Source organism: Micromonospora sp. NPDC003241 (genome assembly GCF_053589795.1).
Map to the genome: position 1 here is coordinate 16,970 of NZ_JBSFSO010000024.1, position 21,475 is coordinate 38,444.

18 protein-coding genes are annotated in these 21,475 nt (G+C 69.3%); 10 read left to right on the forward strand and 8 right to left on the reverse strand.

The annotated features are described in order from the left end of the window. The first annotated feature begins 15 nt into the window (after positions 1–15). From ACWDVW_RS19465 to ACWDVW_RS19480, 4 genes are all read left to right on the forward strand, one after another. A complete protein-coding gene (locus tag ACWDVW_RS19465) occupies positions 16–462 on the forward strand; it encodes an ester cyclase (RefSeq protein WP_449950704.1) in 447 nt (148 codons plus the stop codon). A 37-nt stretch (positions 463–499) separates the two neighbouring features. Beyond that, positions 500–1,618, forward strand: a complete 1,119-nt coding sequence (locus ACWDVW_RS19470; RefSeq protein WP_449950707.1) for an epoxide hydrolase family protein — start codon at positions 500–502, stop codon at positions 1,616–1,618. Positions 1,619–1,895: 277 nt separating this feature from the next. Then, on the forward strand, positions 1,896–2,318 hold the full coding sequence (locus ACWDVW_RS19475) for an SRPBCC family protein (RefSeq protein ID WP_449950709.1): 423 nt from the start codon (positions 1,896–1,898) through the stop codon (positions 2,316–2,318). Positions 2,319–2,423: 105 nt separating this feature from the next. Next, a complete protein-coding gene (locus ACWDVW_RS19480) occupies positions 2,424–2,693 on the forward strand; it encodes a hypothetical protein (RefSeq protein ID WP_449950712.1) in 270 nt (89 codons plus the stop codon). Positions 2,694–2,831: 138 nt separating this feature from the next. Here ACWDVW_RS19480 and ACWDVW_RS19485 read toward each other — a convergent pair whose 3' ends face one another. After that, on the reverse strand, positions 2,832–3,983 hold the full coding sequence (locus ACWDVW_RS19485) for a GDSL-type esterase/lipase family protein (protein WP_449950715.1): 1,152 nt from the start codon (positions 3,981–3,983) through the stop codon (positions 2,832–2,834). Positions 3,984–4,463: 480 nt separating this feature from the next. On the opposite strand from ACWDVW_RS19485, the gene ACWDVW_RS19490 reads away from it, so the two are divergent. Beyond that, positions 4,464–8,192 carry an endonuclease/exonuclease/phosphatase family protein gene (locus ACWDVW_RS19490; protein WP_449950718.1) on the forward strand — a complete coding sequence of 1,243 codons (3,729 nt, stop codon included), beginning with the start codon at positions 4,464–4,466 and terminating at the stop codon, positions 8,190–8,192. A 184-nt stretch (positions 8,193–8,376) separates the two neighbouring features. Here ACWDVW_RS19490 and ACWDVW_RS19495 read toward each other — a convergent pair whose 3' ends face one another. The 3 genes from ACWDVW_RS19495 to ACWDVW_RS19505 all read right to left on the reverse strand — a co-directional run bounded on the left by ACWDVW_RS19495 (position 8,377) and on the right by ACWDVW_RS19505 (position 11,724). Then, entirely contained in the window at positions 8,377–9,042 is a 666-nt protein-coding gene (locus ACWDVW_RS19495) for a class F sortase (protein WP_449950720.1), read from the reverse strand. 12 nt (positions 9,043–9,054) lie between these two features. Beyond that, positions 9,055–9,846, reverse strand: a complete 792-nt coding sequence (locus ACWDVW_RS19500; protein ID WP_449950723.1) for a hypothetical protein — start codon at positions 9,844–9,846, stop codon at positions 9,055–9,057. A 105-nt stretch (positions 9,847–9,951) separates the two neighbouring features. Further along, positions 9,952–11,724 (reverse strand): serine/threonine-protein kinase, encoded by a 1,773-nt coding sequence (locus ACWDVW_RS19505; protein WP_449950726.1) that lies wholly within the window; start codon positions 11,722–11,724, stop codon positions 9,952–9,954. Between the two features lie 190 nt (positions 11,725–11,914). Between ACWDVW_RS19505 and sigK the strand changes: the two genes are divergently transcribed. The 4 genes from sigK (at position 11,915) to ACWDVW_RS19525 (ending at position 15,616) form a co-directional block, all read left to right on the forward strand. Further along, positions 11,915–12,535 carry an ECF RNA polymerase sigma factor SigK gene (sigK, locus tag ACWDVW_RS19510; protein WP_449950729.1) on the forward strand — a complete coding sequence of 207 codons (621 nt, stop codon included), beginning with the start codon at positions 11,915–11,917 and terminating at the stop codon, positions 12,533–12,535. Further along, complete coding sequence (locus ACWDVW_RS19515; RefSeq protein ID WP_449950732.1) at positions 12,532–13,266, forward strand: anti-sigma factor; 735 nt, start codon at positions 12,532–12,534, stop codon at positions 13,264–13,266. Before sigK ends, ACWDVW_RS19515 begins: the two co-directional genes overlap by 4 nt. Before the next feature lie 131 nt (positions 13,267–13,397). Further along, positions 13,398–14,027 (forward strand): fasciclin domain-containing protein, encoded by a 630-nt coding sequence (locus ACWDVW_RS19520; protein ID WP_449950735.1) that lies wholly within the window; start codon positions 13,398–13,400, stop codon positions 14,025–14,027. Between the two features lie 2 nt (positions 14,028–14,029). Beyond that, positions 14,030–15,616 carry a molybdopterin-dependent oxidoreductase gene (locus ACWDVW_RS19525; protein ID WP_449950738.1) on the forward strand — a complete coding sequence of 529 codons (1,587 nt, stop codon included), beginning with the start codon at positions 14,030–14,032 and terminating at the stop codon, positions 15,614–15,616. A 173-nt stretch (positions 15,617–15,789) separates the two neighbouring features. On the opposite strand, the gene ACWDVW_RS19530 is transcribed toward ACWDVW_RS19525, so the two are convergent. The 4 genes from ACWDVW_RS19530 to ACWDVW_RS19545 form a co-directional block, all read right to left on the reverse strand. Beyond that, positions 15,790–16,155, reverse strand: a complete 366-nt coding sequence (locus tag ACWDVW_RS19530) for a GntR family transcriptional regulator (RefSeq protein WP_449950741.1) — start codon at positions 16,153–16,155, stop codon at positions 15,790–15,792. Further along, entirely contained in the window at positions 16,152–16,931 is a 780-nt protein-coding gene (locus ACWDVW_RS19535) for a hypothetical protein (protein ID WP_449950744.1), read from the reverse strand. The genes ACWDVW_RS19530 and ACWDVW_RS19535 overlap by 4 nt, the downstream gene beginning before the upstream one ends. Before the next feature lie 1,589 nt (positions 16,932–18,520). Further along, positions 18,521–18,715 carry a hypothetical protein gene (locus tag ACWDVW_RS19540; RefSeq protein ID WP_449950747.1) on the reverse strand — a complete coding sequence of 65 codons (195 nt, stop codon included), beginning with the start codon at positions 18,713–18,715 and terminating at the stop codon, positions 18,521–18,523. 81 nt (positions 18,716–18,796) lie between these two features. Further along, positions 18,797–19,702: a helix-turn-helix domain-containing protein gene (locus ACWDVW_RS19545; RefSeq protein ID WP_449950750.1), complete on the reverse strand. Its 906-nt coding sequence runs from the start codon at positions 19,700–19,702 to the stop codon at positions 18,797–18,799. A 96-nt stretch (positions 19,703–19,798) separates the two neighbouring features. On the opposite strand from ACWDVW_RS19545, the gene ACWDVW_RS19550 reads away from it, so the two are divergent. Beyond that, positions 19,799–20,371 (forward strand): VOC family protein, encoded by a 573-nt coding sequence (locus ACWDVW_RS19550; RefSeq protein ID WP_449950753.1) that lies wholly within the window; start codon positions 19,799–19,801, stop codon positions 20,369–20,371. The last annotated feature ends 1,104 nt before the right edge of the window (positions 20,372–21,475 follow it).

The following is a 21,475-nucleotide window of genomic DNA, read 5'->3' on the forward strand; positions in this document are numbered from 1 at the left end:
CTCAAGGAGTGGACCGTGAAGACGCATTTTTCGAGAGACGAGCTCGCCGCGCGTCTGATTCGCGCGGGAGAACTCGAAGTGTCAGGAGACGACCTGTCAGAGGTCGAGGGCTACTTCGACGTCGAGAACTTCCGGTTCCACGGGCCGGACGGTCTCGACTCGGACTACGCCGGGCTCACCTCCTACTTCGCATCGATCCGTGCGGCCTTCGACGATAGATCGATCCGTCGCGGCATCATCGTGTACGAAAGCCCGCACATGGCCTGTCAGACCTGGATCGAAGGCACCTTCGTCCGAGACTTCACCCAGTCGCCGGTTGGCCACCTTCCCCCGAACGGCCTGCGCGTCGTCTTCGATTTGATGAACATCTTCCGCTTCGACGAGCGCGGCCGACTCGTCGAGGAGTGGGTTAGCACCGACAACCGCAGCCTTCTACGGCAGCTCGGCGCCTCAACCCGATGAGCACCCATGCCAGCCCGAGAAGACAGGGGATTGTGCCGTGACTCCGAAGCCCTTCGCCTTCAAGGTCAGCGATTCCGCCCTCGATGATCTGCGACGGCGGCTCAGTCTCACCCGCTGGCCCACCGTGATCCCCGCTCCGGCCTGGTCGGCCGGTACGGACATGACGACCCTCAAGCGGCTCGTCGCGTACTGGGCCGACGGCTTCGACTGGCGCAGCCAAGAGGCGGCCATCAACAAGCTTCCACAGTTCACCGTGCAAGTCGGCGCGGAACCCGTGCACTATCTGCACTTGCGCGGAGAGGGCAACAATCCGCGACCGATCGTCCTGACACACGGCTGGCCGAGCTCATTTCTCGAACTGACGAAGCTGGCCGACCGCCTTGCTCAGCCCAGCCGGTACGGCGGAGACGCTACCGACTCCTTCGACGTCGTGGTGCCCTCGCTGCCCGGCTTCGCGTTCTCTCCACAGCGCAGCGACAACGCCCAGACCCATGACCTGTGGCATCGCTTGATGACCGATGTCCTGGGCTACCAACAGTACGGCGCCCACGGAGGCGACCTCGGCGCCGGCGTCACCACACGACTCGCCCGGGCCTACCCCGACTCGCTCACCGGCATCCACCTGCTCGCCATAGCCAACCCACCGGACGTCCCCGTCGATCAACAAAGCCCCGAGGAACAACAGTTCCTGGCACAAGCAGCCCAATGGGAACGCGACGAGGGCGGCTACGAACATCAACAGTCGACACGGCCGATGACCCTGGCATACGGGCTGAGCGATTCACCCACCGGCGTGTTGGCCTGGATCGTCGAGAAGTACCGGGCCTGGTCCGACTGCGACGGCGACCTGCACACCCGCTTCACCGACGACGACATGCTCACCCAGGCCAGCCTGTACTGGCACACGGGAACAATCGCCACCTCATTTCGCCCGTACTTCGATCATCGCCCGGACTGGCGGCGCGTCGAGGTACCAACCGCCGTCGCGGTCTTCCCTCACGACCTGGTACGACCACCTCAATCATGGGCGCAACGCAGCTACCATCTCACGCGCTACACGCCCATGCCCCGCGGCGGCCACTTCGCCGCCCACGAGGAACCCGCACTACTCGCCAATGACATAACGGCGTTCTTCCGCGAGACGCACCTGCGCTGACCCGACCAGAACCGGACTGCCTCACGGCGCTCATGTCGCCGCAGCCGCGCCCGGCGCTCTCCACCATGCGACACATCCACGGTCGGTCATTGGCGCAATGGACCGAGACGCGAACCGCACCCGTTGCGCAAGCTCTGACCCCATCGCTTACACAAGACGGAGACGATCCGGATCCGCACCACCCTGACCGGTCAGCCAATGGGACTCGTTTCGATCAGCTCAGCAGATCTTCCCGAAGGCTAGGCCGTCCGATCTATGACTCAGGAGCCCGACCATCATGGATGCCAAGCTCACCGCCGTCATCGACATCAACGCCACCCCGCAGGCCGTGTGGGCCGTGCTCACCGATTTCGCTGCTTACGGGGAGTGGAGTAACTTCACCGCAGCCGAAGGAAGCGCTCGGGTAGGAAACCGGCTCACCATGCGTATGCCAGGCATGACGTTCCGGCCCACCGTCACCGTCGCAACACCCGACCGAGAGCTACGGTGGGTCGGCACGCTCGTCACGAAACAACTGTTCCATGGTGAGCACTCGTTTGTCCTTTCAGTCAACCCAGACGGCACCACCCGCGTGACGAACCACGAGGAGTTCTCCGGGTTCCTGACCGCCGTGATGCGGCGATTCCTCAGAACACCCAAGAACGACGGATACGCCGCCTTCAACGCAGGCCTCAAGAGGCGAGTCGAAGGCCAGGTTTAAACTAACGCGGAGTTCTGCCCTACCGCGCCGTCCGGATCCGGGCACGAGGCTCACGGGTCCAGACGGCACCCTGGGGCGAGTGTTCAAGTTCCGTATGCTCGCCGCGTGACGTTCGAACTGCAGCGTTCGGCGGATGGCGGTCGCCTGATCAAACGCACTCGGCGGATGGCGGACTGGGTCGGCGAAGAGAAACCGGTGGTTGTTGTCCGAGTCGGGAGTGGCGGCGGACGGTGTTGTAGCGGTGTAGCCAGCGGAACGTGGTCAAGTCGTGCTTCCCGTTTGAAGGTGGCGTTGAACGATTTCGCCGCGGCGTTGTCGGCGGAGCTGCCCAGCTTGCTCATCGACTGTCGGGGGCTGGGCCACGCCGCGGGGTGAGAACGGCCTGCCTCATGACGGCCGCACCGATTCAGGTTCCCCGGCACTTGGAAGGCTTTGATCATGCTTCGATGGAAGGCTGGCGGGAGCCATCCGGCGGCAGGACTGGACGAGGCCGACGGGCAGAACTCCGATGTGTCACGGCATGCAGTCGCGTCCCGCAAAGGGGCCGCCCGTGGTGAATGCCTGCTTCGCGAAGCGTTCGGCGATGCGCCGGTGGGTGGCGGTGTCCGGGTGAAGCTCGTCGGGCAGCGGCAGCTCGGCGAAGTCGGTCTTGTCGTAGAGGTCAAGGCCGTCAAGGTAATGCAGATGCGGATCGCGGGCCGCGCGCTGGGCGGTGATCCGCACCAGTTCGTCGCGGATGACGCCGAGGGTGAGCTTCCCGCTTGCCCGTTCCGCCGGGTCACCGGTGGCCCGGAACCGCACCTGGCCGGCGCTGAGGGCGGCGAGGTCGAACGCACCGGGGCCGGGGGTGTCCTCGTGGATCGGACAGTAGATCGGGGAGACGACCAGCAACGGCGTGCTCGGGTGGCCCTCGCGGATGGTGTCGAGGAACCCGTGCACGGCCGGGGCGAAGGCCCGAATCCGCATCACATCGGTGTTGACCAGGTTGATGCCGATCTTCACGCTGATGAGATCGGCCGGGGTGTCACGCATGGATCGGGCGGTGAACGGGTCGAGCAACGCGCTCCCGCCGAAGCCGAGATTGACCAGGTCGACATCGCCGAAGGACGCGGCGAGAGCGGGCCAGGTGGCGGTGGGACTGGTCGCGTTGGAGCCCTGACTGATGGAACTGCCGTGGTGCAGCCACACCCGGCGTCCCTGCTGCGGTGTCGGTGTCACCGGTGCGTCGGTGCGCAGGGCGACGAGCTCGGTTGTCTCGTTGTGCGGTAGCCAGATCTCGAGGTCCTTCATCCGGTCGGGTAGGCCGGTGAAGCGGACGGTGCCGGGTGGACCGGTCCGACGCTGTGTGGTCCCGGTGGTCATGTCGATGGTCACCGTGTCGCCGCCGGTGGAGCTGGCCTGGCCGGTCAGCTGGCCGTCGACGAGCAGGTCGTAGACGCCGTCGGGGCGGGACGGCAGGCCGGGGTAGGTGTATCGGGTGGGCAGCGTGTCCAGCTCTACTACGGTGGCCTGGGTGCGAACGGCCAACCGCACTCCGGCGGGCTGGGCCTCCACCATGGCGAGTTGTCCGTCGGTGTTCTGGGCGCGGGCCCAGGCGGGCAGCCGGTGCGGCAACAGCCCACGTGCGGTGTGCTCCACGTCGAGTGCGCCGCGGAGGAGGTCCATGCTGATCGGGGTAGAGGTCCAGGAGGAGGTCATGCTCTCAATCCATGGCCGGGATGGGTGATCGCGCAGGGCGAGGAACAGCCGACTGCCGGGTACCGCCAGTCGTGTTCGCGGCCGTACCGGGCCGCCTCGTGGCGGGTCCGGTCGGTTCGGCGGACTTGCTGGCGAAGCCCTGGCATCATCGCCCGTCCTCCTTCGAAGTGCTCGGCCACGTCGACCCGAGCGGGTGGGAAGGACCGCAGCGGTCAACAACCGGGCGTCGGTCGATTCGCCGGCCAGCTCGCCGGCGTCCACCCCCCGTTGCCGCAGTGTAGAGAGTCCCCTGAGCCTGCCGGCTTCGGTCGCCGGTTCCAGACCGGACGACCGATCCGGCCACTTCGACGGTGCGCTTCTCGCCCGGGAGCCCACCCGATCCGGCTGTGGCATCACCCATAGTCGTCGGACCTTCACAATCGGTCCCGACTCCCCGATCCTTCATGCGTGACAATCGATCGCACCACGCTCGCCGCGGTCCTGACCGTCGCGATGCTCGTACCGCCGTGGGTGGCGACCCCGGCCTCCGCCGCCGGGGCCCGCCCCCCGGCCCGGACGTTGCCCTCGGCCGCGATGGCCGACCCACCCGGCCAGCCGGACCTGGGGGTGGCCAACCGGTTCGTCGCCGGGGAGGGGCTGCCCGACTGGTCCCGAGCCGGATACCTGGGCGGCCAGGTCCCGTCTGCCGGGTACGTCACCGGGGCGGCCCCCTGCCGCATCGAACCGGTCCGACTGGCCAGCCAGTTCGGGGTGGTCCCCGACGACGGGGTGGACGACAGCGCCGGCCTGCAACAGGCCATCGACACGATCCGCTCGGACTGCTCCCCCACCGCCAGCCACTACCGGCTCTCCCTGATCGAGCTACCCGCCGGCCGGCTCGACGTCTCCCGGCAGATCTCCGTCGACGCGAGCTTCCTGCTGCTCAAGGGGCAGGGCTCCGGCACCGGAGGCACCCGGGTGGTGTTCCGCCCGGACACCAACACCCGGTACGACACCCTGAGCTCCGACGGCAGCCGCTGGGAACCGACCACCATGACCTGGGGCAGCGGCAACGACACCGGTCGGGGCGGCTGGATCTGGCCGGGCCGGGCCCTGTTCAAGGTACAGAACCGGGAGGTGGCCACCCGGTACGCCGACGAGTGGCAGTCCGCCCCGGCCAACCGCAAGGACCTCTTCGAGGGCTCGGTCAACCAGCACTGGGTCTCCGGGATCCGGGTCGCCGCCCGCTCCACCGACCCCGGGTTCTCCGCCCGGGCCGGGCAGAGCGTAGTCCAGCTGGTGAGCAACGCCGACATGGGCAAGTTCAGCCTGGGTGGGCACGTCTGGGTGGGAGCGGCCAACAGCATCAAGTTCTACGAGGAGCAGGGGCTCAGCTACGCCGAGCACGGCAGCATGTTCGAGAACCTGCACATGCGCCAGCAGATGTTCCGGGTGGTCGGCGTCTCCGGCAGCGCGAAGACCATCACCCTGGACCGGCCCCTGGAGTTCGACCTGCCGGTGGACTCGGTCTCCGACGGCTCCGCCCCGCTGCTGACCGAGACCCCCTTCCAGAGCAAGGTAACCCCCCTGAAGGTGGTCGAGGGGGTCGGGTTCGAGGACTTCGCCTTCACCCAGGACATGACCGGGCTGCCCAAGGTCGGCGGCGGCAGCTACGCCCTCTCCCCCGCCGACGCGGTGCACAACTACGGCAACCTGGCGCCCGAGTACGCCATGCACGGCGTCCTGTTCAAGTGGGCGGCCAACAGTTGGGCCCGGGGCCTCAACGGCACCATGACCGGCTCCCACCCCCTGGTCACCGAGGTCGCCCGGAACCTGCACATCGAGGGGAACACCTTCGACGGGGCCTGGAACAAGGGCAAGGGCGGCAACGGGTACCTGCGCGGCAGCCGGGTCTGGGACTCCCTGTACGCGTACAACACCAGCCGCAACCTGCGGCACTTCACCTTCCAGTGGTCGGCCAGCCGGAACGTCGCCTTCCGCAACGACCTGGACTCCGACCTCAACCTGCACGGCGGCTGGGAACGGTACAACCTCTTCGAGGGCAACACCGTGCGGGTGCCCTACGAGCACCGCTCCGGCAGCTGCACCGCCAACTGCGGCGGGGAGGGCGGTGAACTCGACGACGGCACCTGGTACCCGATCTGGTGGGGGGCCGGACCGAAGGCGATCAAGTGGTCGGGCTCCACCGGGCCGCAGAACGTCTTCCACGGCAACACCCTGACGAAGCAGGCCACCCCCTGGGGGCCCTTCGCGCCCTACACCCCCTATTCGGCGCAGAGCCCCGGGGTGCCCGCCGACGCGGTCCACCAGTTCGGCTCGGACCCGGCGCACCCCGCCCGGTTCCGGCACCTGACCCAGTCCGGCGCGGTCATCGCCGACTGGTCCGGCCGGGAGACCCTGGACTACTCCGGGGGCCAGGGGGTGGTCCGGCTGGCCGACCGCCGCCGCCCCTCCCTGTTCCTGCGCGACGCCGGGCAGCTCGACCCCCGCCAGGACGAGGCCCACCGGGCGGCGACCTGGAACATGCAGGGCGCCGGGTCGAACGACGGCGGCTCGTACGACAACAAGTACACCAGCGGCCTGCTGCCCCTGCTGCGCGACGCGGAGGTGGTGGCGTTGCAGGAGGCCGGCACCCCGCCGGGGGGAGCGACCCACCTCGCCGACCACCCGCAGAACGACTTCGTGCGCCAGAGCCCGCAGGGCCTCGTCGCCCCCGACGTCATGGAGTACCGGTACGGCGGCACGGTCACCCGCCCCGGGGGGTACCTCTACTGGCTGCACACCGACACCAGCCAGGTCAACGAGGGCCGGGTGAACATGGCGATCGCCACCCGGCACCAGGTCGACCCGGCGGGGATCGTCGTGGTGGCCAGCCCGCTGGGGGGACGCCCCGCTCTGGGGGTCACCATCGGCGGGACGGTCTTCTTCAGCCTGCACGGCTGGTCCCCCGGGGGCAACGACCTGCCGGGGCTGCTGGAGGCCATCCGGGTCCGGATGCTCACCGCCGGGCCGAACAACACCCCCCGGGACTGGGTGGCGATGGGCGACTTCAACCGACACCCGGACAACCTCGCCGCCGTGCTGGACGCCGCCCACTTCGCGGTCCACACCCCCGCGGCCGCGACCCACCCCAGCACGAACCCGACCGCACTGCTGGACTACGCGGTGGTACCCCGCGGAGTGGGGGCGCCCCGGGTCACGGGCAGCACGGTGGTGACCGAGATCCGCACCTCCGACCACCTGCCGGTGCGGTTCGACCTGGTGCTCCAGGCCGCCGCCGAGCCCCCGCCCCCGGTGGCCGAGCCCCCCTCCGGGCGGGGGATCCTGCTGCGCAGCGCGGACACCACCAACGTCATCGACATCGCCCGCAACGGCACCAGCAACTTCCTGGTGGACGCTCCGTACCACAGCGGCTTCCAGCAGAGTTGGTCCCTCATCCGCAGCGGGGAGCACCCCGGGTACTACCAGATCATGAACGTGCTGACCAGCAGCCTGATGGGGCAGGCGGAGGGGGCCCGGGACGGCTGGGTGGTCCAGTGGCACCAGGAGGCCCTGGACCAACTGTGGTGGCCCGATCCGCAGGAGGACGGCACCTGGAACCTGCGTAACCGGGTCACCGACCAACTGCTGACCGTCGTACCGGAGCTGGGGCTGCTCGCCGGCCGGGACCCCGACGGGTCGGCCCGGCAACGCTGGTTCCTCCAGCCCGAGGCCGAGATGACCGACCTGCAGGAGATCACCCACTACCCGGTGGAGGGCCCCCACGACCTGGTCGCCGACGTCTCCGGGGAGGGCACCGGCGTCAACACCCCGATCATCCTGTACCAGGAGACCGACGGGCCCAACCAACGGTTCATCCGGATCCGGGCCGGGTCCACCGGGGACACCCCCTGCTTCTACCTGGTCAACGGGGGCCGGTACCTCAGCTCCTCGGCGACCGGGAACGCCACCTTCGGGGCGGGGGTGACCCTGCAGGACTTCCGCCCGGACACCGACGAGTACCTGTGGTGCGTGCGGCAGCAGGGGGCCTCCTTCACCCTGGCCAACCGGACCGAGGTCAACGGGGTGCCGACCGACCTGTACCTCACCGAGCACGGGTACGGCCAGCAGCTCACCGTCGACCCCTCCGGCCCGGGGCCGATCCAGACCTGGGTCTGGGAGGCGGCCACCAGCTGATCCCCTCCCGGCCGGGCCTCCACGACGGGGACCCGGCCGGGGTGGGCTCGTCCGGTCCGCACTCCACGGTGCGCAGCCGGCCGTAGGTTCCGGTCAGCGGGATGTTCCACAGCCGGGTACCCCCGCAGGGCGGCCACGGAAAGCCGGTAGAGCGTGGCTGCGGGTCATCGGCTGGTTGGCGTGGCTATGCGGGCTGGGCGTGTGTCAGTGTGGCGTAGACGATGACGTTGTCGCGGTAGCTGTCGCGTGCGGTGTCGAATGGGCCGCCGCAGGTGATCAGCCGCAGGGCGGCGTGGTCCACGGGGCCGTAGACGGCTTCGGTGGGGAAAATGTCCTTGGGGTGCCGTTCGGTTCTGGTGACGGTGAACGTGGCCCGGCTGCCGTCTTCGCGGTCGACGGTGATGGTGGCGCCGGGCGCGAGTGCGGTGAGGTCGTGGAAGCTTCCGTCGTGGCCCTTCCAGTTGACGTGGCCGGCGAGGATTGCGGGCCCGAGGGCGCCGGGTGTGGGAGCTTTGGTGTACCAGCCGACGTCGGTGGCGGTGTCGGGCACCTGCATGGTGCCGTCGGGTTGCAGGCCGAGCGGCACCGTCGGGGCGCTGACCTTCAGCGACGGGATGGACACCCGGGTCGGTGGTGAGCTGGGCATCAGCGGGCCTGTGGTGAGTTCGTCGCGCTGACCGCCGGATGAGGCGGGGGCGTCGGCCTGGGGTGGCGGTGCGCCGGTGGGTACCTCGCCGGACGAGCATGCCCCGGCACTGATGGTGGCTATCGCGGTGAGGATGGCGGTGACCGCCGGGAGCGTACGCCTCCGGCGGTCACCGCCACGCGGTGCGAGCCGTGTGATGGTCATCGTGCGTTCCGGTCAGTTCTGTCGCGCCAGGCGGCGACGCGTCACGGCCAGGCCGGCCACACCGAGCAGCGCCAGACCGCCGATCGCATACAGGCTGAGGGCTCCGGAGCTGATGCCGGTGCTGCCGTCGCCGGTGGCGACACCGCCGGCGGGGACGGAACCGGCGGCGGCGCCGCTGACCATGCCGCAGGTTGCCGGGTCGGTGGCTTCGGCCGGGATGCCGTTGACTCCGACCGATTTGGCGAAGGTCGATTCGCCGAGGGCTTCCATGTCGTACGTGCCGTTGCCGTTGGCGTCGATGCCGTGCTGCACGATGTGCAGGTCCTTGAGGTGCTCGATGGTGCCGGCGGGCAGTTCCGCCGCCGGGATGGTGCGTTCGTAGGTCAGGTTGCCGTCGGCGTCGGCGGTGGGCATGCGGTCCACGGCCAGGCCGCTGGCCTTGGTCGTGTCTCCGGTGGTGGTGAGGGAGATGAAGATGTCGCCGTACATCTTCAGGCCCTCCTCGGTGCTGACGTATCCGTTGCCGTCGGCGTCGGCGGACTTGTCGGGGCAGTGGAAGTCCATGCCGTTGGCCGCGCCGTGGATGTGCTGCGCGTGTGGCGAGTTCGGTGTCATGCCCTGCGATCTGATCTGCACCTTCAGGTCGCCGCCGCTGGTGGCGGTCAGCGTGGCGGTGCCGGTGGCGCCGGTTTCGTTGAGGTCCAGCAGCTTCACCTGGACGCTTTCGTCGGCATACGCCGTCCCGGGGAAGGCGAGGATCAGTGCCACCGCGGGCAGGGCGAGCAGGCTACGGGTCAGTCTCACGGCAGATCTCCTATCAGCTGGTCCCAGACACAGCGCCGTGTGTCGTCGTCGTGGGGCATTCGATGCGGCGGATGGGTCGGATGGGTCCGATCCCGCAGAAGGCGTTCACGCGGGACGGCGGAAGCTGCCGGACAAGACGCGGTAGACGGATTCGCTGTCGGTCCAGGTGGCGTCTGGGGTCACCCAGGTCAGTGCGTACGCCTTCCCCGGGCTGGTGCCGTTGACCAGCAGTCGACGGGCGTGCCGCCGTTCGCCGTCCGGTCCGTCCCAGGTGTATTCCCACTCGGCGGCGCCGCCGGGCCGGATCAGCGGCCCGATGCTGATCTTCAGGTAGCCGGGCAGCGCGCCGGCCTCGGTCAGGCGGTCGGCCTCGGCGCTCCAGTGGTCGCTCGGGATCGTCCGTCGCTGCACCGTGAGATCCACGGCCAGTAGTCGATCCTGGTGTGGATCCTGGAGGCAGACGACGTCACCGTCGGTGAAGCGGAGCCATCCCGGTGGTACCGCGATGCCGAAGCCCTCCTCGTCGGTGTGCCACGACCAGTCCGGCGGCACGGAACGGTCGTCGCGTGCGGACGCATCCTCGGACACCACGCGAGGTGGTTCCTGAGCAGGGGCCAGACACGCTGCCGCGGGTATCGTGCTCGCCGAGGCGCCGACCGGAGCCTGCCCGCCGTCGCCGGCGGGTGTGCCGCCGCCGGTTCCGGTGACGGCACTGTGGAGGCCGTCGAGGGTGCGCTGGGCACCGACCACGGCCAGGCCGCCACCCGCTGCCAGGGCGGCCACCGCGACCACGAGGGTCAGCGCGCTGCGCAGGCCCGTCCGGCCGTCGGCCGTGGCGAGTGCCCGCAGCCGCGCCGGCTGTGTGTTCCGGTCGGCCGGAGTGCCGCTGTCGGGTAGCACCTGCGTCGTGTCGCCGGACCTTGGGGCGGGCAGCCGGGTACGGTCGTCCGGCCAGGTGGTGGGCAGTGTGCGGGTCGCGTCGTGGGCGGTGTCCGGCAGTCCCGGCTGGGGGCCGGGTGCGTCGGCGGGTGCGACGTGTCTCGCGTGCGGGTACGACGGCGCCGTCACCGGCCCGGTGATCTTCCGCAGCCTGCGGGTCACCTCGGCGGCACCCATCCGCTGGCGTACGTCTCGTTCGAGTAGTCCCTCGATGATCCGCGCAAGCGGGCCGGCGTGCTGCATCCGGTCCGGTGGATCGGTGGCCAGCGCCATCAGCGTCTGCACCAGCCCGGGTCGGTTGTAGGGCGGGCGGCCCTCCACGGCGGCGTACAGGGTCGCCCCGAGCGCCCACAGGTCCGCCCCCGGCGAGGAGACGCCGTCGCGGACCCGCTCCGGTGCCACGTACTGCGGTGAGGTGGTAATGCCCCACGACTGGCTGACCGCCGCCACGCCCTCGATCACCGCGGACCCGAAGCCTCCCAGCACTGCCCGCCCGTCGGTGGCGATGAGCACGTTGCGGGGGGTGACGTCGCGGTGCAGCACCCCCGCCCGATGCGCGGCGCCCAGCGCCCCCACCAACTCGATCCCGATCCGCGCCACCGCGTCGACCGGCAGTGGCCCGTCGTCGGTGAGCACCCGATGCAGGGATCGCGAGGGAACGTGCTGCATCACGATCCACGGCCGGTCCTCGACTGTGATCACGTCGTAGACCCACACCACGTTCGGGTGCACCAACTGGGCCGCCGCCTGCGCCTCCCGCAGGGTCCGCTCCCGCAGCTCCGCGCCCTCCCGCTCGGTCAGACCGACACGGAACAGCACCTCCTTGACTGCGACGTCGCGGTCCAACAACTCGTCCCGGGCCAGCCACAACCGGCCCGCGACACCCTGGCTGATGCATCGGATCAGCCGGTACCGCCCGATAAGCTGCGCATCCTCCATCACGAGAGGTCTTCGTAGCCGACAGCTAGCCGGATGGGTGTCGAGGTCACGTCGACTCCATCAGGAAAGATGTGGCGGATAGTGACCCTGCCGACACCAGCGGTGCGGCAGGTGGTGGCGACCCATCCGACCGGGCGTGCCGCCTCGAACACCACGGGAGCGGTATGCGTGCACGGAGAGGGGACAGACGATGGCGGAATCCGGCCCGGAACGGGTTCGGCGATGGCGACCGGTGTCGGTGACTCCGCCACGAGCCCCGACCGTGGAAGACCTGCTGCGACAGGTCGGCCGAGGCGACGAGGCGGCCTTCGCCAGCTTGTTCGACGCGGTGGTGGGCAAGGTGCTCGGCCTGGCCCGGCGCATCCTGCGCGATCCGCAACTCGCCGAGGAGGTCGCCCAGGAGGTCATGGTGCAGGTGTGGCGTACCGCGGCCCGCTTCGACGCCGATCGTGGTTCCGGCCTGGCCTGGGTGCTGACGCTGGCGCACCGGCGTGCGGTGGACCGGGTCCGTTCGGAACAGGCGCTGGCCGACCGGACGCAACGCGTCGCGGCGACGGACGTGGACGTGCCACACGACCAGGTGGCCGAGGCGGTCAGCGCCCGGCTGGATCGGGAGCAGGTCCGCCGGTGCCTGGGGAGGTTGACCGACCTGCAGCGCGAGGCGGTGACGCTGGCCTACTACGGCGGCTACACCTACCGACAGGTCGCCGAACAACTGGACACCCCACTACCCACCGTGAAGACACGCATGCGGGACGGACTGATCCGGATGCGCGACTGCCTCGGCGTCACGATGGGAGAGCAGGCATGAGCAGCGACATTCACACCCTCGCCGGCGCCTACGCCCTCGATGCCGTCGACGAGGTGGAACGGGCCGCGTTCGAGCGGCACCTCACCGCATGCGACACCTGCCGTCTGGAGGTGGCCGAACTGCGGGAAACCGCCGCCCGACTCGCCGACGACACACCCGACGGCACGGCGCTGCCCGCAGGACTCCGAGAGCGGACCCTGGCGCAGGTGGCCCGGACTCCGCAGGAACGCGTCACCGCCGTCGAGAGCCGCCGCACCGCCTCGACGCCCCGATGGCGGCAGTGGGTCGCCGCCGCCTCGATTGCCGCCGTCGCAGCGACCGGCGCGAGCGTCATCACCTGGGCGGTCGTCGACGACCGCGATCGGCAGGAGCAGCCGGTCGACGACCGTACCCGCCAGATCGCCGAGGTGGTCGCTGCCGGCGACGCGCGTATCCACCAGGAGGCCATCGACGGCGGCGGCAGCGCCACCGTGGTGGCGTCCGCGCAGCGAGACCAGGCAGTTGCCGTGCTGCGGGAGCTACCCGATCCGGGTGTCGGCCGGGCCTATCAACTGTGGCTGATCCCGTCGGCCGGAGCACCGCGTCCGGTCGGCCTGCTTCCCGCCGGAAGCACGGCCACGACCGCCCTCGTCGGCCCGCTGACCGACGTGGCGGTGTTCGGTGTGTCCAACGAGCCCGCGTCCGGTTCGCCGTCACCGACTGACGTCATCGTCCAGGTGGCGCTGCGGTGATCGGGGCGGCACTGGCCTGAGACACCGTGGACGAGCCGGCAGAAAGAAATTCGCGTTCGGCGGCCATCCGCTCGACGTCGGGCTCCGAAGCACCGGTGAACGCACCACCAACCCGGATGTAGGGAGCTCACATGTCTCGGCGCACGTTCGTCGCCGCCGGCGCGATCGCCGTTCTTGCCCTGTCCGCCTGCGGTAACGGCGACAGCAGTACCGACACCGCCGACACCGGCACCGCCCCAAGCATGTCGGCAGGTGCCCCCATGGCGTCGCCGTCCACGGCTGCGGCGCAGTTCGGTCCCGGCTGCGCCGCCGTGCCCACCGACACGGCGAACCCGGGCAGCTTCGAGGCCATGGCCAAGGTGCCGGTCGCGACCGCCGCCTCGGGCAACCCTCTGCTGTCGACGCTGGTGACCGCCGTGGACAAGGCCAACCTGGTCGACTCGCTCAACAGCGCGCAGGGCATCACGGTGTTCGCACCGACCAACGACGCGTTCGGCAAGATCCCCAAGGCCGACCTGGACAAGGTCCTCGCCGACGACGCCACCCTGAAGGATGTGCTGACCTACCACGTGGTGGAAGGCCAACTGTCCCCGGACACCCTCGCCGGCACACACGAGACCCTGCAGGGCGACGAGATCACGGTGACCGGCAGCGGCACGTCGTTCACCGTCAACGACACCTCGATGGTGGTCTGCGGCAACGTCTCCACCGCCAACGCCACCGTGTACATCGTCGACACCGTCCTGATGCCCACGAGCTGACGATGTCCACACCGACCGGGCCCCGGCCGGCAGACCGCCGGCCGGGGCCACGCCCCACACCGCACCGGTGGCGTCCACGCGCCGTCCTGGTCGGCGTGCTGACCGCCGCCGTCGCACTGGGCGTCGCCCGGCTGGCCGCCGCGTTCCTCGGCCCGGCCTCCGACCCGGTGCTGGCCGTCGGCGCCACCGCCATCGACGCCGCACCCCAACCCGTCAAGGCGTGGGCGATCCGCACCTTCGGCACCGCCGACAAACTCGTTCTCCTGACCGGTGTCTACACCGTGCTGACCGCCGCGGCGGCCGCGATCGGGGTGGCGGCATTCCACCGGCGCCGCTACGGCCTACTCGGACTGGCCGCGTTCACCGGCATCGGCGTCACCGCGATCCTCACCCGCCCCACCGCCACCGCCCTGGACACCCTCCCCACGCTCGGCGGCGCGGCCGTCGGCGCCGCCGCGATGCTGGTGCTGCTGCGCACCGCCACGACCCGCTCACCCGCAACCGCTGGACGACCCCGACTACTCAATCGCCGTCAGTTCCTCGCCACCGCCGCCGGCACCACCGCGACCGCGGCCGGCGCGGCCACCGCCGGGACGGCTCTCGCCGCCCGCAACGCCGCCGGCAGCCGCTCCCGCGCCACCGTCGTCCTTCCCGCGCCGGTCCAACCCGCGGCGACGCTGCCCGCCGACACGTCCGCCGGGGTGGACGGCGTGGCACCGTTCATCACGGCGAACCGGGACTTCTACCGTGTCGACACGGCCCTCACGGTCCCGCAGGTCGACGTCGACCGCTGGCGGTTGACCCTGGACGGCGCCGTCGACCGACCCGGAACGTGGCGTTTCGACGAACTGCTGGCCCGGGGCCTGATGGAACGCGACCTGACCCTCAACTGTGTCTCCAACGAAGTCGGTGGTCCCTACATCGGTACCGCCCGCTGGAGCGGAGTGCCACTGGCCCCCCTGCTCCGGGAGGCCGGCATCCGACCCGGCCAGAACCAACTCGTCAGCCGGTCCGTCGACGGCATGACCATCGGCACCCCACTCGCGGCGATCCTCGACGGCCGCGACGCCATGCTCGCCGTCGCCATGAACGGCGAACCTCTCCCCCTGGACAACGGATTCCCGGTACGCATGCTCGTCCCCGGCCTCTACGGCTACGTCGGCGCCTGCAAATGGCTCACCGCGATGACCGTCACCACGTTCGACGCCTTCGACACCTACTGGGTCGAACGCGGCTGGGCACACGATGCACCGGTCAAGACCGCCTCCCGCATCGACGTCCCCAAACCCTTCGCCCGACGCCCCGCCGGACCAGTCATGATCGCCGGGGTCGCCTGGGCCCAACGTCGCGGCATCACCGCCGTACAGGTGCAGATCGACGACGGGCCGTGGCAGACCGCACGCCTCGCCGCAGGACCGTCACCAGACCTGTGGCGGCAATGGGCGTATCGCTGGAACGCCACACCCGGCAGCCACACCATCCGCGTCCGCGCATCCGACAGCACCGGCAGCACCCAGCCGGAGCAACGCACCACCCCGTACCCCGACGGCGCCACGGGCTGGCACAGCATCACCGTCACCATCACCTGAAACCCTCCTCCCCGCTCACCGAGTTCCGGGCTCCATCAACAGAACGGGCGCGAGCTGAAGAGAGACCCCGACCGGCATCCACCGCGGAATCTCGAATTGCCTGTCCCGCTGAAATGCAGCGGGCCGGTACGTGCCGGCTTCGCCAGTGCCTGCCCAGTCCGCGCGGCGGTGGCTCACGGCATCGGAGGTCGGCCCAGCGCCGCCTCGACGATCCGGATCGCCTCGGAACGGTCGATGCCGACGCTGGAGATCACGGCCGCGTATTCGCGGGCGGCCTGGTGCGCCTGCTCCAGGGCCTGCTCGCCGGCGGCGGAGACGAACGAGCCGGCCCGGCCACGGGTCTCGATCAGCCCGGCCTCCTCCAGTTCCCGGTAGGCCCGACCGACGGTGTTCACGGCGAGGCCAAGGTCGGCCGCAAGCCGGCGGATCGTCGGCAGTCTCGTGCCGACGGCGAGCGAGCGTTCCTGGATCTGCCTCGCGAGCTGGGCCCGGAGCTGTTCGTACGGCGGCGTCGGCGAGCCCGCGTCGATGACGATCATCGGGCGGCCAGGGCCCGCCGTGCCGCCGTCCCGACACCTGCGGTGCGCATCTGGATCATGCCGAGCGCGATCACACCCGCCACGACGAGCGCCAGGGCGGCGGCGTTCCACCAGCCGAGCGACTCCCCGTACAGGAAGATGGGCGGCAGCGACCACACCAGGCTGGGTGTGGCGAGGGCACGGGCGTCCTCGACCCGCATGATGACGTCGGCCGTGAGTGACGCCTCGTCCTCTGCCACGGCCGGGCTGGCCAGCACCTGGCGCAGTTGCAGGGCGGTCCCGGCGCCGGCCCCGGCGAGGCCGATCAGGACGACGATTGCCCCGTACCGCAGGCCGGGGTCCGACATCGGCAGTACGCTCACCGCCAGCAGCAGCGCGGCGGCGAAGGTGGCGGCGGTGAAGATGGCGTACGACCGGCCCACCACCGCCGGCCAGCCGAGATCGACCGGGTGGGCCACCCGCTGGGGAAGCTGGGCGCCGGCCCGCCGGTCGACCCGCCGTACCCACCAGCCGATCAGCCACTGCCCCACCAGCAGCCCGACGGCCAACGCCACCAGTGCCAGCAACGGTGGCCAGGAGAACACCGGTTCGGCGAGCCGCCCCGCAGCATGCGTGACCGCCGCACACATGAGGAACCCGGCCAGCAGGACACTGTCGGCCAGTTTGGCGTGCCGGCGGACCGCCAGCCGTGTCGTGATCAGTGGGCTCGGCTCGACGTCGGTCAGGCCGTGCCGGGCCAGCCACCGCCTCGCCTCCGGGACATCTGCCTGGCGCATGCCACCACCTCCGAATGTCGCAAGTCTTGTCTCAGCAGGATGCGTCATAGCATGCGACAAAGTCAACGGCGGCGGATGCTCTCGGTGCCGCTGGCGGGGTCCCGGGATCCCGCCACCATCCGGCCCGCGCCCGCCGGTATCGCCACCGATCCAGACTGATCAAGTAACGAAGTGCGGCGGGAGCAGTACTCGGTCCCGGGTGGACTGGCGTTCATCACCGGTGGTCGGTGATGCATGGTCACCCGTCCTGCTGCTCAATCAATTCGAGACTCAGACACCACCTGCACAGCGTCCTAGGAGGATGACCTCGGTCGCCTTTGCTTTGATGCTGGCCGCCAAAGAGTTGCGGCGAGGCCTCGTACTCGGACCCACCTACCGCGTCGCCGCCGCGCTGGCCAAAGACCTCACCGGCCGATATCGCGGCGATCTCTCGACCCATCGCGGAGTTGGACGGTCCCGGCGCTTCTCAGCATCACCGCCCGGACTGCTGCTGAACGAGACCGTCCTCCGGCACGGTCGTCGACCCGTCCCCTTGACCGCTCGACCTCGACCGGCCCCGCCACCAGCATCGTCATCGGAATCACCGGTCGGCAGCAACCAGGCAACCGACAGCGCAACCTGACGCCCTCTGGGCAGCCCCACCGCCACTGTCTAAAAGAGGTTCATACGGTTCAGCGATGGGCAGGCCGCGCCTGCGGTTGGGCCGGGACCTATAGATCGCCTGCGGCGTGAGGTCGCGACCGGGGCCGTGACTGACTCACTACCGACACGTCAAAGATCGACCATTGAACTGATCAAAACATTTCGATAATGTCTTATCTCGCCGAACTTTCCTGCACGCAGGGGGGATCATGCAGGAAGCACCCAAGATCAGACGCCTACCCCGCCGCACCTTTCTAGCTGGAGGGCTTGCGGCAGGCCTCACGACAGCAGTAGGCGGATCCGTTCTTTCCGCCACACCGGCCTCTGCGGAACCACGCTGGACGCTGAATGGGTGGAGGTTCTGCGTCAACTGTTTCGAACTCTTCCTCTACGACCTCACCGTGAATGAGAACCGCTGTCCGCGCACGGGCGGGCCACACCAAGCAGCAGGGTGGACTTTCCGGCTGACGTACAACGACAGTCAACCTGGCGTGGGTGAGAGTGCGAACGTGCAGGCCAACTGGAGACACTGTTACCGGTGTGCGGCGCTGTACTGGGCACCCAGCTCTGCGAAGAGATGCCCCCTGGGTGGGAGCCACCAGTACCTGAATCCCTATTCTCCGTACCCTCCTCGGCAGTTCCTGCTGTCTCACGACATCGGCGAGCCGGCTTGGACACAACGCCAATGGCGGTACTGCTTCAAGTGTTCCGCACTGTTCTTCAACGGCTACGCCTACAAGGGCGAATACGGCCTATGTCCGTACGATTACATTTACGGTCACACGGCAGCAGGGTTCGATTTTGCGATCACTGTCTCAGCCTACACATGACGACGTTATCAGCTAATCGACGCGCATCTCAGAGTGATTCGTCGTAGTCGGCGACCTCCTCATCCGCACCGATACCACAGGACCGGCTCGATCTGGCGCGGATCGTGCTGCTGTCGGTCAGCCGCGGTGGCCGACCACGCCACCGGGGCATGCGGCCACAACTGCGGCACACCTCAGGCCTGGGATGGCGAGATCACCGACGAACCTCAAGACCTTGAGAAGTGTGATGTTCTGGAATTCGTCACGGACCAGGTGGTAGACCGTGTCCACGGCTACCTCCTCGTGGCGCTCGTACGAGTAGCTGAACCCCATGACTCACAGCTGAGGGCAACGCCGCAACACGGTGTGTCGACCTGTTCCGCTCAGGTCACCTTCCTGCCTTCGTGGAACCGATCATCGGTCACTCGGCCGCCGGGCGTCCGCCCGGTAGCCGGTGGGGGACGCGCCCACCTGGCGGCGGAAAGCCTTGGCGAAGTGCGACTGGTCGGCGAACCCGCATCGGTGCGCGACCGCCGCGACAGTGAGCGAGGTGGTGCGCAGCAGTCGCCGGGCGAGATCGAGGCGAAGGCGCTGGTGGAGCCGGGCCGGAGTCTCGCCGGTCTGCTGCCGGAACAGTCGCAGCAGGTGGAATCGGCTGAGGCCGGCTTCGGCGGCCAGTTCGGCCAGGGTCACCGGGCGGTCAAGCCGGTCATGCAGCAGATCGACGGCGCGGGCGACCCGGGCGTCGTCGCGCGCCGGCCGAGGCGGGGCGGGTGCGTTGCCGTGGTTGGTCAGCAGGTGGACCGCGATGAATTCGGCGGCCGTGGCCGCGTACAGTTCGGAAACCCCGACCCGGGCGGCCCGGTGCAGGCGGGTCAGCAGGGCGCGCAGCACGTCGTCGTCGAACGCCAACCCGTCCGGCGGACGGAACCGGCCGGCGCTGTCGCCGAACGCCTCGCTTGCGACCCGGGTCATGGTCGGCGCGGGAATCAGCAGCCGGATCTGGGTGACGTGGTCGTCGCCGGTCGGTGAACTCCAGCGCAGGCTGCTGGTCGCGCCGGGCGCCGTCGTGGACAGCGATCCGGGACCCAGCAGGCCCGTCGCCCAGCCGCTCCTACGGCGGCTGGAGACCAGCCGGGTTCCGTGGGTCTGCAGGTCGATCAGCTGGGCGCCGATCGCCGGCAGCTCGACCCGCTCGGCCTCGGCGTCGACCGACAGGAGTTCGAGGTCCAGCGACCGCCAGCCCGCCCCGCGACTGTCGAAGTGCACGCGGGTCAGCCGCCGGAATTCCTCACCCAGTTCGATGACACACCTCAACATCTGCCGCAGATGACCGCAACTTCAGACCGAACGATCGCCGGCTTCCCGCCTAGCTTCGATCATGACTCGCAGCACCCCATCCCCGAGGAGGCCCCGATGCCGGAGACCATCGAGAAACTGACCGTGTTCGACCTGGCTCGCCCGGCAACCAACCAACTGGCCCAGGGCTTCTTCCAGTGGTGTGTGGTCGCGCCCGACCTGCATGCCAAGTGCGCCGAGCTGGAGAAGGTCTACGGGCCCGCCGGGTTCTGGATTCTCGAGAACGCGCCGCTGCTGGCGACGACGCTGCGCGGTAAGCCAATCGACCTGCGCGTCGACATGGCCCTGGGCTACATCGGCGACGTCAACATCGAAGTCATCAGCCCCCGCCCCGAGGGCGATCCCAACCTCTACACCGAGTTCCTCGACGAACGACCGGCCGGTGGCTTCCACCACCTCGGTTTCCAGGTGTACGACTTCGACGCCGCAGCCGCCGATCTGGCCGCCGTTTTCGGCCCGGCCGAACAGGCCGGCGACTTCTCGACCGGCGGCACCCACTTCGCCTACTTCGACTCACGCCCGCTGACCGGCATCTACACCGAGATCCTCTGGTTCGACAACGGGACGATCGCGAACATGGCGAACCTCCGCGCCGGAAACCCTCCTTCAGTTCAGGGCGACCGGCCATAGGTGTCGACCGCGACCGCACAGCCGGGCCAACTCCGCCTCACCCCGAGCTAGTGCGGTGTCCAGGAACGTTCACCCACTGGGTTCGGGCCGAGCTCGCACGAGGGGCTGCTATTCGTGAGGTCCCACGGTGGCGATGAAGACAAGGAACACGATGAAACCGGCTGTCAACCCCAGGATGCCACCGGTCAACGCCTGGCCCGCGTTGGTCGCTTGTCCCCTGTCCGCGCGGCCTAACCCGAGCATCCCCAGGACGACAGCTGACACGGCTGCGGGAGCAGCCACGAACTCACCGATCACCGGTACGAAGGCAAACGCCAAAGCGACCGCACCCACAAGCAGAGCTAGCGCCCCGAGCCCGTTACGAGGCTGCGGTGCCACTGGACCGTCCTCCGCCACGCGTGCACCCCCGCAACGAGTTCCCATCATGAATACGGGAACTCGGCAGCGAATAAGATCGATATCCCCATCCATCGGAAAGCCTAGCGGACCCGCCCCCGTCAAATAGCGGAGACAGTCGCGCCAGCACCATCGCCGTGTCCGGCTGCGGCGCGTCGCGAGAGCCCACGACGATGGTGCCCGCATCACCCGTCACCACCCCGCACCCACCTACCGCACGTCATGCCGGGACCACACCGCTGCCGGTCTGGGACTCGGGCTGCCACCCCGAGCCTCACCACCGGCTGAGCGATGGCGCAACCGCCAATTCCGGCAGATCCCGGACCAATCGCTACTTGAGCCGCCTCAGGCTCGCACCGCCGGCATTCGGCCGGGCCCAGCGGAGGCAGATCTGGGCCGTGGATCCTCAGATAGTGGGGCGGCCAGCCGGAACTACGGGTGCGCCGACCAGCGTTCGGGTTCATCGATCCGAGCGCAGCGCTTGACGGCGCTGCGGCCGAAGTGCAGCCAGCACCCGCAGCAGGCCAACGCCCCTTGTGCTCTGGAGGCTGTGGACCTGGCGCCCGTGATCGTCAAGGGATGGCGCTGTGTCGACAACACACCGGACGACTCGGCCTCGGCGCGGGCCCGTCCGCCGCCCTGAGGGGGCGCGCTCCCGCTGACCCGGGCTGCCTGCACGAAGTAACCACCCTCATCGGTCGCATCGCG